We start from the raw sequence: 12044 nt of genomic DNA, 5'->3' as shown, positions 1-12044 counted from the left end.
ATGGACAAGGTCCTGCCCGGCATCCTCATGCTGGCCCTCGGCGCGGCGGTCATCGTGCTGCTGTACGTGGGCTGGCGCAGCCGCCAGCGACGCCAGAGCGATCTGGCGCCGCTGCCCACGGTGCCGGAGCTCGGCGAGCCCGGTCTCGCCGTCGCCGGCCAGTACGTGGCCACGACGACGGCGGGGGACTGGCTGGACCGCGTGGCGGTCCACAGCCTCGGCATCCGTTCCCGGGCGGACCTGGCCGTCCACCCGGACGGCGTGCTGATCACGCGGCCGGGCTGCGAGGAGCTCTTCATCCCGGCGGCCGACCTCGAGGAGGTCCGGCTGACCAGCGGCATGGCGGGGAAGTTCCTGGGCAAGGACCAGATCCTCGTCGCCACCTGGAAGCTGGGGGAGCGCAGCCTGGACACGGGTTTCCTGCCCCGGCACGGCGCCGACACCGAACCACTGCGGCAAGCCCTGGAGCGACTCCTGGGCCCCGCACGGGCCTGAGGGCCCTCCGAAACGACATGACAGACCACACGAACGCGAACAAGAGGACACAGTGAGCATTCAAACGCCTGAGGCGAGCACCGGCGCGGCAGTTCTCGTCCTTGAAGACGGACGCATCTTCCGCGGCCAGAGCTACGGTGCCGTCGGCACCACTCTGGGGGAGGCCGTCTTCACCACCGGCATGACCGGCTACCAGGAGACCATCACGGACCCCTCCTACGCCCGTCAGATCGTGGTGCAGACCGCCCCGCACATCGGCAACACCGGCGTGAACGGTGAAGACGCCGAATCCCGCCGCATCTGGGTCGCCGGGTACGTGGTGCGAGACCCCGCCCGACGTCCCTCCAACTGGCGCAGCGAGGCCTCGCTCGACGAGGAGCTCGTCCGCCAGGGCATCGTGGGCATCCAGGGTGTGGACACCCGCGCGCTGACCCGCCACCTCCGTGAGCACAAGACCATGCGCGCCGGCATCTTCTCCGGCGAGGCCGCTCAGGCGAGCGACGCCGAGCTGCTGGCCGCCGTCCGGGCGAGCGAGCCGATGGAAGGCTCCCGCCTGGCCGAGGAGGTCAGCATCGACGAGGCGTACGTCGTCGAGCCGTCCGAGCACGGCTGGGAGGGTGAGCCCCGCTTCACCATCGCCGCGATCGACCTCGGCATCAAGGCCATGACCCCGCAGCGTTTCGCCGAGCGCGGAGTGCGCGTCCACGTGCTGCCGGCCACGGCCACGCTGGACGACGTCAAGGCCGTGAACCCGGACGGGTTCTTCATGTCCAACGGCCCCGGCGACCCCGCGACGGCGGACGCGCAGGTCAGCCTCCTGCGCTCCGTGCTGGATGAGAAGCTGCCGTACTTCGGCATCTGCTTCGGCAACCAGATCCTGGGCCGCGCGCTCGGCTTCGGCACCTACAAGCTGAAGTACGGCCACCGCGGCATCAACCAGCCGGTCCTGGACCGCCGCACCGGCAAGGTGGAGATCACCTCGCAGAACCACGGCTTCGCGGTGGACGCCCCCATGGACGGCGCCACCCAGGCCCCGGAGAGCCGCTTCGGCCGCGTCGAGGTGAGCCACGTGAGCCTCAACGACGACGTGGTCGAGGGCCTCTCCTGCCTCGACATCCCCGCGTTCTCCGTGCAGTACCACCCCGAGGCCGCCTCGGGCCCGCACGACGCCGCTTATCTCTTCGACCGCTTCATCGAGCTCATGGAAGCCGAGAGCGGCCAGACCAACCAGAAGGACAAGGACGCCTAAGCATGCCGAAACGTACAGACCTCAAGAGTGTCCTGGTCATCGGGTCGGGACCCATCGTCATCGGCCAGGCGGCCGAGTTCGATTACTCCGGCACGCAGGCCCTGCGTGTCCTGAAGGAGGAGGGCCTGCGGGTCATCCTGGTCAACTCCAACCCGGCCACCATCATGACCGACCCCGAGTTCGCCGACGCCACCTACGTCGAGCCGATCACTCCCGAGGTGGTCGAGAAGATCATCGCCAAGGAGCGCCCCGACGCGGTCCTGCCGACCCTGGGCGGCCAGACGGCCCTCAACACGGCGATCGCGCTGGACAAGAACGGCGTGCTCGCCAAGTACGACGTCGAGCTGATCGGCGCGAACATCGCCGCGATCGAGCTGGGCGAGGACCGCGAGAAGTTCAAGGGCGTGGTCGAGCGCTGTGGCGCCGAGAGCGCCAAGAGCCACATCATCCACACCATGGATGAGGCCCTCGCGGCCGCCGAGGACCTCGGCTACCCCATGGTCGTCCGCCCGTCCTTCACCATGGGCGGTCTGGGCTCCGGCCTGGCGTACAACGAGAGCGATCTGCGCCGAATCGTCGGCCAGGGCCTCCAGTACAGCCCCACCAGCGAGGTGCTGCTCGAAGAGAGCATCCTCGGCTGGAAGGAGTACGAGCTGGAGATGATGCGCGACAAGAACGACAACGTCGTGGTCGTGTGCTCCATCGAGAACTTCGATCCGGTGGGCGTCCACACGGGCGACTCCATCACCGTGGCGCCGGCCCTGACGCTGACCGACCGCGAGTACCAGAAGCTGCGCGATGTCGCGATCGCCGTCATCCGTGAGGTCGGCGTCGACACCGGTGGCTGCAACATCCAGTTCGCCGTGAACCCGGAGACCGGCCGCGTGGTGGTCATCGAGATGAACCCGCGCGTGTCCCGCTCCTCGGCCCTGGCGTCCAAGGCGACCGGCTTCGCGATCGCCAAGATCGCCACGAAGCTCTCGCTCGGCTACACCCTGGATGAGATCCCCAACGACATCACCCAGAAGACCCCGGCCTCCTTCGAGCCGACCCTCGACTACGTGGTGGTCAAGGTCCCGCGGTTCGCGTTCGAGAAGTTCCCGGCGGCGGACCCGACCCTGACGACCACCATGAAGAGCGTCGGTGAGGCCATGGCCCTGGGCCGCAACTTCACCGAGGCCCTCCAGAAGGCCCTCCGCTCCCTCGAGCAGAAGGGCGCCACCCTGGACTTCAGCCACGTCCCCGAGTGGGAGGTGGAGGAGCTCCTGGAGAAGGCCAAGCGCCCCACCACCGAGCGTCTGCACCAGGTGCAGCGCGCCCTCCTGGGCGGCGCCACGGTCGAGCAGGTCTTCGAGGCCACCAAGATCGACCCCTGGTTCCTGGACCAGCTCCAGCTCCTCAACGAGGTCGCCGGCACCATCCGCAGCAGCGAGGCCCTGACACCGGAGATGCTGCGCCTGGCGAAGCGCCACGGCTTCTCGGACGCCCAGATCGGCGCCCTGACCAACAACCCGGAGGCCGTGGTCCGCGGTGTCCGCCAGGCGCTCTCCATCCGCCCGGTCTACAAGACCGTGGACACCTGCGCCGCCGAGTTCGCCGCGTACACCCCGTACCACTACTCGTCCTACGACGAGGAGGACGAGGTGGGCCTGCACTCCAAGCCGTCGGTCATCATCCTGGGTTCCGGCCCGAACCGCATCGGCCAGGGCATCGAGTTCGACTACTCGTGCGTCCACGCCTCCATGGCGCTGCGCAAGGCCGGCTACGAGACCGTCATGGTCAACTGCAACCCGGAGACCGTGTCGACGGACTACGACGTGTCCACCCGCCTGTACTTCGAGCCCCTCACCCTGGAGGACGTGCTCGAGGTCATCGCGGCGGAGGAGCGCACCGGCGGTGTCATGGGCGTGTTCGTGCAGCTCGGCGGTCAGACGCCGCTCAAGCTGGCCCAGGAACTGGCCGACGCCGGCGTCCCGATCCTCGGCACGCAGCCGGAGGCCATCGACCTCGCCGAGCACCGTGGCGAGTTCTCCCGCGTGCTGGACAACGCCGGCCTGATCGCCCCGAAGAACGGCACCGCCGTCTCCTTCGAGGACGCCAAGAAGATCGCTGACGAGATCGGGTACCCGGTCCTGGTGCGCCCGTCCTACGTGCTGGGCGGCCGCGGCATGGAGATCGTCTACGACGAGGCCAACCTGTCCCGTTACATCGCCAACGCCACCGAGATCACCCCGGACCACCCGGTCCTGATCGATCGCTTCCTGGAGGACGCCGTCGAGATCGACGTCGACGCCCTCTTCGACGGCACCGACATGTACCTGGGCGGCATCATGGAGCACATCGAGGAGGCCGGCGTCCACTCCGGCGACTCCGCCTGTGTGCTGCCTCCGATCACCCTCGGCAAGAACGTGATCGAGCGGGTCCGGAACGCCACCCGCGCCATCGCGGAGGGTGTGGGCGTGCGTGGCCTGATCAACATCCAGTTCGCCCTCGCCTCGGACGTCCTGTACGTGCTGGAAGCCAACCCCCGCGCCTCCCGCACCGTGCCGTTCGTCTCCAAGGCCACCGGCGTGCAGATGGCGAAGGCAGCGGCGCTGATCGGCGTCGGCGTCACCATCCACCAGCTCCGCACCGCGTACAAGATGCTCCCCGAGCAGGGCGACGGCGCGAACCTCCCGCTGGAGGCCCCGGTGGCCGTCAAGGAGGCCGTGCTGCCCTTCAGCCGCTTCCGCACCGAGGACGGCCACGTAGTCGACTCCCTGCTGGGCCCGGAGATGCGCTCGACCGGTGAGGTCATGGGCATCGACAAGCACTTCGACACGGCGTTCGCCAAGAGCCAGGCCGGCGCGAACAACCCGCTGCCCCGTGAGGGCCGCGTGTTCGTCTCGGTCGCGAACCGTGACAAGCGCGCCGTGATCCTGGCGGTCAAGCGCCTCTCGGATCTGGGCTACGAGATCGTCTCGACCGGCGGCACCGCCGATGTGCTCCAGCGCAACGGCATCCAGGCGACCTTGGTCCGCAAGGTCGCCGAGGGCCAGGGCGCCGGCGAGGGCGAGAACACGATCGTGGACCGCATCGTCGCCGGCGAGATCGACATGGTGTTCAACACCCCGTCCGGTGGCGAAGCCCGTGGCGACGGTTACGAGATCCGCGCCGCGGCCACCTCGATCGGCATCCCGTGCATCACCACGGTCGCGGAGTTCAACGTGGCCGTGCAGGCCATGGAGGCCATCCGCACCTACGAATGGGATGTCACGAGCCTGCAGGAGCACGCGGCGAACCTCGCGGCGGTCCGCAATGGCTGACCAGACGACGACGGCGGGCGCCGGCTTCGGCGCCCGCCTGGCGGAGGCCATGGCCTCCCTCGGCCCGCTCTGCGTGGGCATCGACCCGCACCCCGGTCTCCTGGAGGCCTGGGGGCTGGACGACTCGGCCGTGGGGCTCAAGGAGTTCTCCGCCCGCGTCCTGGAGGCCGCTTCCGGCCGGGTGGCCGCCATCAAGCCCCAGGTGGCCCTGTACGAGCGGCATGGTTCGGCGGGTCTGGCCGTTCTGGAAGGTCTGCTCGCGGACGCCGCCTCGGCCGGGGTGCACACGATCGCCGACGCCAAGCGCGGTGACATCGGCTCCACGATGGCCGCTTATGCGGACGCGTGGCTGTCGCCGTCGTCGCCTCTCGCGGCGGATGCCGTGACGCTCAGTCCGTACCTCGGCTTCGAGTCGCTCCGTCCGGCCCTCGACCTCGCGGCGGCCCACGGCCGCGGCGTGTTCGTCCTGGCGCTCACCTCCAACCCGGAGGGCGCCAGCGTGCAGCACGTCGGGGGAGAGGCCTCGGTGGCCCGCCGGATCATCGAGGCGGCCGCGGCGGAGAACGCCGGCGCTTCGGGTCTGGGCTCCGTGGGCCTCGTCGTCGGCGCGACCGTCGGAGCGGCGATCGACGAGCTGGGTCTCGACCTCGCCGCGCTCAACGGCCCCATCCTGGCTCCCGGCCTCGGGGCCCAGGGCGCGACGGCCGAGGACATGCGTCGGACCTTCGGTGCGGCCTATCCCTTCGTCCTGGGCACGTCCAGCCGTGACATCCTCAAGGACGGCCCGTCCGTCCAGGGGCTCGTGGCGGGCATCGAGAGGACGCTCGCCGGCCTGCGCTGAGGGTCTTCACCCGCGGTCCGCACGCCGGGACGTGCCGCTCAGCTGGGAGGTCGCCGAAATCGGTGACCTCCCAGCTATGGTGCCGGACGTCACTTTCAGGTAGGTTCGCATCAACCGTCAGTCGCGCCCATAGCCATGGGCGCCCGGAGGTGGGAGATGCCATGAGCCTGCGAGTTCTGACCAGCACGGAACGAAGTGCCGCCCTTGCGAAAGCAGCCGCGGCCCGTCAGGTGCGTGCGCGCCTCAAAGAGGCGCTGAAATCCGGGGAACTGACCGTGCCGCAGGTGCTCGCCCAGGCAGAGGACGACCCCGCCATCGCACGGCTCAAGGTCTCCGAACTGCTCGAGTCCTTCCCGGGCATCGGCCGCGTCAGGTCGCAGGCGATCATGACTCAATTGCGCATCGCCCCGTCACGCAGGGTCCGGGGCCTCGGCGTCCACCAGCGCAAGGCCCTGATAGATTTTCTGGAAGACAAATAGTTCAGGCGGCCCACGGGCGGCCTATGACCAGAGGACACCGTGAGCTCACTTTCCGGTCTCACCGTGCTCGCCGGACCCACCGCGGTCGGCAAGGGCACGGTCTCCACGTACATCCGTGACAACTACCCGCAGGTCTGGCTGTCGGTCTCCGCGACCACCCGCCCCCCGCGGCCCGGAGAGCAGGAAGGCGTTCACTACTTCTTCAAGTCCGCCGAGGAGTTCGACCGGCTGGCCGAGGAAGGTGAATTCCTCGAGTGGGCCGTGGTGCACGGCGTCAACCGGTACGGCACGCTGCGGAGCACGGTGGAGGCCGCTCTGGCCGACGGCAAGCACGTCCTGCTGGAGATCGACCTCCAGGGTGCGCGTCAGGTCAAAGCCAGCGTCCCCGACGCCCGCTTCGTGTTCCTCGCCCCGCCGAGCTGGGATGAAATGGTCCGCCGGCTGGTGGGCCGGGGCACGGAAAGCCCGGAAGAACAGCAGCGCCGGCTGGAAACCGCTAAACTGGAACTTGCTGCCGAGCCGGAGTTCGACCACACCGTGGTCAACGACGACGTCCAGCGTGCAGCCGACGAACTTGTCCAGTTGATGGGTTTGACCCCGAACCCTCGCTGAAAAGCCGCCATGACGCGGCGTCTGCTCACCGGCGGACGCCACCCCGGTCCCTCTCTGAGGAGCCGGGGATTGAACACCGAGAAGATCCTGGAGAACACCGTGTCCACCAACCTTGAGGGCATCATCAACCCGCCGATCGACCAGCTGCTCGAAGCCGCTGACTCGAAGTACGGCCTGGTCATCTTCGGTGCCAAGCGTGCCCGCCAGATCAACGCGTACTACGCCCAGCTGAACGAGGGCCTCTTCGAGTACGTCGGTCCGCTTGTCGAGACCAAGATGAACGAGAAGCCGCTCTCCATCGCCCTGCGCGAGATCAACGAGGGCCTTCTGGAGTGCAAGCCGGTCGAGAGCACCGAAGAAGCCGAGTGATCCGTCGCCGGGTCACCGGCGTCAGAGACTGAAACCAAGGAGACGCGCATGCGGATCGTCCTGGGTGTCGGAGGAGGGATCGCGGCCTTCAAGGTCGCGTCCCTCCTTCGTCTTTTCACCGAACAGGGTCATCAGGTCAACGTCGTGCCCACGGAGGCCGCACTCCACTTCGTGGGGCAGGCCACCTGGGAGGCGCTGTCCGGTCATCCCGTGAGCACCTCCGTGTTCGAGCACGTGGAGCAGGTGAATCACGTCCGGCTCGGCCAGGAGGCCGATCTGGTCGTGGTCGCCCCGGCCACGGCCAACATCCTGGCCCGTTCGGCGCATGGCCTGGCCGATGATCTGCTCGGCAACACGCTCCTCGTCGCCACCTGTCCGGTGCTGTTCGCCCCCGCCATGCACACCGAGATGTGGCGGCACCCCGCGACGCAGGCCAATGTGGCGACCCTCCGGGCGCACGGCGCCCACGTGCTGGACCCCGACGTCGGGCGGCTGACCGGCAAGGACAGCGGTCCGGGCCGTCTTCCGGAACCGCAGGCCATCTTCGCGGCCGCGATGGCGCTGGTGTCCGCTCCTGACGAGGCGCACGACGGCGGATCCGCCGGGGCGCTGCTGGCCGGGAAGCGGGTGCTCGTCTCCGCCGGCGGCACGCAGGAGCCTCTCGATCCGGTCCGGTTCCTCGGCAACCGGTCGTCCGGCAAGCAGGGCATCGCCCTGGCCGCCGCCGCCCGCGACGCCGGGGCCGCGGTGACGCTCGTGGCCGCCCACGTGGAGGTCGCGCTCCCGGCGGGGGTCGACGTCGTGCGCGTCGGCACCGCCGAGGAACTGCGGGAGGTCATGACCCGCGAGGCCGCGTCCGCCGACGTCGTGCTCATGGCCGCGGCCGTCGCGGACTTCCGTCCGGCGGAACGGTCCGGCACCAAGATCAAGAAGCGGGCCGAGGGCGCCGATCCGGTGATCGAGCTGGTCCGCAACCCGGACATCCTCGCCGAGCTGGTGCGGCTCCGCGCCGAGGAGGGCCGGGAGCAGCTCATCCTGGGTTTCGCCGCCGAGACGGGCGATGATTCGGGCAGCGTGCTCGAGTACGCGCGCCAGAAGCTCGAGCGCAAGGGCTGTGACCTCCTGGTGGTGAACCACGTGGGGGAGTCGAAGGTCTTCGGCCAGGACGTGAACTCCGTGGAGATCCTGTCCCGGACCGACCGTGAGATGCAGCACGTGGAGGGTTCGAAGAACCTCGTGGCCGAGGCGATCGTGCACCGTGTCGCCGCGGAGTTGCGCGGCTGAACGGGGCGGGTCCACAGGCGTGTCCCGCGCCGTCGTCCACATAACGTCATGTGCGCGCCAAAGCTGGTGGAAGTGGCCGGTAGAGTGTACTGGTGACCTTTGCCATGCAGAATTCTTCGCACACCGGCCTCCGGCTGTTCACCTCCGAGTCCGTCACTGAGGGACATCCGGACAAGATCTGTGACCAGATCAGCGACTCCATTCTGGACGCGCTGCTGGCCGCCGACCCCGAGTCGCGGGTCGCTGTCGAGACCATGGCCACCACCGGCCTGGTCCACGTGGCGGGCGAGGTCACCACGGACGCCTACGTGGAGATCCCGCAGATCGTCCGGGAGACCATCCTGGGCATCGGGTACGACTCCTCGGCGAACGGCTTCGACGGCGCCCGCTGTGGCGTGTCCGTCTCGATCGGCCAGCAGTCCAATGACATCGCGGATGGCGTCTTCAACTCCATCGAGGCCCGTGAAGGCCGCACCCAGGACGACTACGATCTCCAGGGCGCCGGTGACCAGGGCATCATGTTCGGCTACGCGAGTGACGAGACGTCCAGCTACATGCCGACCCCCATCTGGCTGGCGCACCGCCTGTCCGAACGGCTCACCGAAGTCCGCAAGAACGGCGAGCTCGCCTACCTCCGTCCCGACGGCAAGACCCAGGTCACCGTGGGGTATGACGGGGACAAGCCCGTGTCGGTCGAGACCATCGTGATCTCCAGCCAGCACGCCGAGGACGCCGGCCTGGAGCAGCTACGCAGCGATCTGCAGACCCACGTGATCACCCCCGTGCTCGCGACAGCGGAACTGGACACCTCCTCGGTCCGCAGCATCCTGAACCCGGCCGGCAAGTTCATCATCGGCGGCCCCGTGGGCGACGCCGGTCTGACCGGCCGCAAGATCATCGTCGACACGTACGGCGGCTTCGCCCGCCACGGCGGCGGCGCGTTCTCCGGCAAGGACCCGTCCAAGGTGGACCGCTCGGCGGCCTACGCCATGCGCTGGGTGGCCAAGAACGTCGTGGCCGCCGGGCTCGCACGCCGTGCGGAGATCCAGATCGGCTACGCGATCGGCCAGGCCCGTCCGGTCGGCATCTACGTGGAGACCTTCGGCACCGAGACCGTCGATCCCGCGCGCATCAGTGACGCCATCAACGAGGTCTTCGACCTCCGCCCGCGCGCCATCATCGACGCGCTGGACCTCAAGCGCCCGATCTACGCCAAGACGGCCGCTCACGGTCACTTCGGCCGCGAGGAGCCGGAGTTCACCTGGGAGCGCCTCGACAAGGTCGCGGATCTCAAGGCCTTCTTCAACGCCTGACACCGGTGGTGACACGTGCAGGACGGACTTTTCCCGGTCTCTGACTCCGTGGGACCGTCGGCCTCCGGGCCGGGCGCAGGAGGCGGCAAGGGCTGGCTCATGCCCGAGCCGCCGGAGAAGCTGGCCGCCACGAATCCAGTGGCACGGGTGGTCGTCGAATCCCCGTTGCCTCATCTGGACCGGCCGTTCGACTATCTGGTGCCGGACGCACTGGACGGCGACGCCGTCGCCGGGGCGCGCGTCAGGGTGCGGTTCGCGGGCCGGGAACTGCACGGGTACATCGTGGAGCGCCGGGAGGACAGCGATTCCGGAACGCGCCTGAGCGTGCTGGACAAGGTCGTCTCCCCGGTGCCGGTGCTCACTCCCGAGGTTCTGGAGCTCTGTCGTCTGGTCGCCGCGCGGTACGCGGGCACCGTGAGCGATGTCCTCCGGCTCGCCATCCCCGGCCGGGTGGCCAGCTGCGAGAAGGACTGGACGCCGCGGGGCGACGTTCCCGACGACGAGTCTTCCCTGCCGGACGTTCAGGCTCCTGAGGAGGCCTGGACGCGGCTCGGCAAGGGCGCCGCATTCCTCCAGCACGTCCGCGCGGGAGGCGACCCCCACGCCGTCGTCACGGTGCCGGAAGGGTATGGTCCGCACGCCTGGCCGGAGCTTTTCGCCGAGGCCGCCGTCGCCACGCTGCACTCCGGACGCAACGCCTTGCTCGTGGTCCCGGACCGCCGGGATCTGGACCGTCTGGCGGCGGCCCTGGCCCATCATATGCCGCGCGGTCTGGTGGCACGCCTCTCGGCCGAGGACGGTCCGTCGGTGCGGTACCGCGAGTACCTCCGGGTGCTGGGCGGCTACGCGCGGGTGGTCATCGGCACCCGTGCGGCGTCTTACGCGCCTCTCAGGGACTTGGGGCTCGTCGCGATCTGGGACGACGGGGACGACGTCCACGCCGAACCCCGCGCACCGTACCCCCATGCCCGCGAACTTCTGATGATCCGCAGCTCCCAGGGTCGGGGTGCGGCCTGCATCCTGGCCGGACACTCCCGGAGCACCGAGGCCGAACGTCTCGTGGAGAACGGCTGGGCTCAGTCCGTGGAGGCCGACCGTCCGTTGCTGCGGGCCGTGACCCCTCGCGTCGTCAACACGGCGGACTCGTTCCACCAGGAGCGGGATCCGCTGGCGACCGCGGCGCGGCTCCCGCATGCGGCCTGGCAGGCTGCCAAGGATGCTCTGGCGCACGGGCCGGTTCTCATCCAAGTGGCCCGGGGCGGGTACGCGCCCACCCTGCTCTGCGCCGAGTGCAGCAACCCCTTGCGCTGTTCGAAGTGTGAAGGCCCCCTGCATGTTCCGGCCACCGGAGCCGCGCCTGAGTGCCGGTGGTGCGGCACGGTGCACCGGACCGTCACGTGCCGCGTCTGCGGATCACAGCGGTACACGGTGGCGGGCAACGGAGTCCTGCGCACGGCGGAGCAATTGGGCCGTGCCTTCCCGGGAGCGCGGGTGGTGTCGTCGTCGGCCGGTCGCGTGAAGGACGAGGTCTCCGGAGCAGGGACCCTCGTGGTCGCGACGCTGGGCGCCGAGCCCGTCGCGCCCGAGGGGTATGCCGCGGCGCTCCTGCTGGACGGCGACCAGATGCTCCGGCGCGAGAACCTGCGGGCCGCGGAGGAGACCGTGCGGCGCTGGTTCAACGCCGCCTCGCTGGTCCGCCCGGCCCGGGACGGGGGAGTCGTCATGGTCACGGCCGAGCACGAACTCGCCGTGGGTGCGCTCGTGCGCTGGGATCCGGCCTCCTTCGCCGCGCGTGAGCTCGCCGAGCGCCGGGAACTCCACCTGCCGCCGGCGGTGCGGGTCGCCGCCCTCACCGGGCCCAAGGACGCGGTCGAGCACCTGCAGCAGGCACTGGCGCCGTTGCAGGAGGGCGAGCACGAGGTGCGGATCGTGGGTCCTGTCCCGTTCGACGACGGCGACTACCGCACGCTCTGCTTCATCCCCTTCGCGGTGGCCTCGGAAGCCGCCCGGCTCCTGCGGGCCGCGAAAGCCGCCGCCTCGGCGAAGCGCACCCACGCAGCGGCGCAGGTGCGCTTCGACGGCCTGGATCTGCTGTAG

Annotated in this window: 9 protein-coding genes and 1 pseudogene; all 10 read left to right on the top strand. The window is 69.4% G+C overall.

Features of this window, described 5'->3' with window-relative positions:
• Entirely contained in the window at positions 1–495 is a 495-nt protein-coding gene (locus tag BLV63_RS11035) for a PH-like domain-containing protein (protein WP_066212680.1), read from the top strand.
• 52 nt (positions 496–547) lie between these two features.
• Positions 548–1744 (top strand): glutamine-hydrolyzing carbamoyl-phosphate synthase small subunit, encoded by a 1197-nt coding sequence (carA, locus tag BLV63_RS11030; protein ID WP_066212675.1) that lies wholly within the window; start codon positions 548–550, stop codon positions 1742–1744.
• Between the two features lie 2 nt (positions 1745–1746).
• The gene (gene carB, locus BLV63_RS11025) at positions 1747–5049 is read left to right on the top strand and encodes a carbamoyl-phosphate synthase large subunit (protein WP_066212671.1); all 3303 of its coding nucleotides are present in this window, start codon (positions 1747–1749) and stop codon (positions 5047–5049) included.
• Positions 5042–5890: an orotidine-5'-phosphate decarboxylase gene (gene pyrF, locus BLV63_RS11020; RefSeq protein WP_066212668.1), complete on the top strand. Its 849-nt coding sequence runs from the start codon at positions 5042–5044 to the stop codon at positions 5888–5890. The genes carB and pyrF overlap by 8 nt, the downstream gene beginning before the upstream one ends.
• Positions 5891–6051: 161 nt before the next feature.
• Positions 6052–6369: an integration host factor, actinobacterial type gene (gene mihF, locus BLV63_RS11015; protein ID WP_066212666.1), complete on the top strand. Its 318-nt coding sequence runs from the start codon at positions 6052–6054 to the stop codon at positions 6367–6369.
• Positions 6370–6408: 39 nt separating this feature from the next.
• Positions 6409–6981, top strand: coding sequence for a guanylate kinase (gene gmk, locus BLV63_RS11010; protein WP_066212664.1), 573 nt, complete (start codon positions 6409–6411; stop codon positions 6979–6981).
• 99 nt (positions 6982–7080) lie between these two features.
• The gene (gene rpoZ / locus BLV63_RS11005) at positions 7081–7350 is read left to right on the top strand and encodes a DNA-directed RNA polymerase subunit omega (RefSeq protein WP_066213096.1); all 270 of its coding nucleotides are present in this window, start codon (positions 7081–7083) and stop codon (positions 7348–7350) included.
• A gap of 33 nt (positions 7351–7383) precedes the next feature.
• A pseudogene (coaBC, locus tag BLV63_RS11000) lies at positions 7384–8634 on the top strand (bifunctional phosphopantothenoylcysteine decarboxylase/phosphopantothenate--cysteine ligase CoaBC); the annotation flags it as partial.
• A gap of 104 nt (positions 8635–8738) precedes the next feature.
• On the top strand, positions 8739–9947 hold the full coding sequence (gene metK, locus BLV63_RS10995; RefSeq protein ID WP_066212661.1) for a methionine adenosyltransferase: 1209 nt from the start codon (positions 8739–8741) through the stop codon (positions 9945–9947).
• A gap of 99 nt (positions 9948–10046) precedes the next feature.
• A complete protein-coding gene (locus tag BLV63_RS18670) occupies positions 10047–12044 on the top strand; it encodes a primosomal protein N' (protein ID WP_066212655.1) in 1998 nt (665 codons plus the stop codon).

The sequence above is a fragment of the Arthrobacter woluwensis genome (assembly GCF_900105345.1).
In the GTDB taxonomy this organism is placed as follows: domain Bacteria; phylum Actinomycetota; class Actinomycetes; order Actinomycetales; family Micrococcaceae; genus Arthrobacter_E; species Arthrobacter_E woluwensis.
This window is presented reverse-complemented; position numbering and strand designations above follow the sequence as displayed.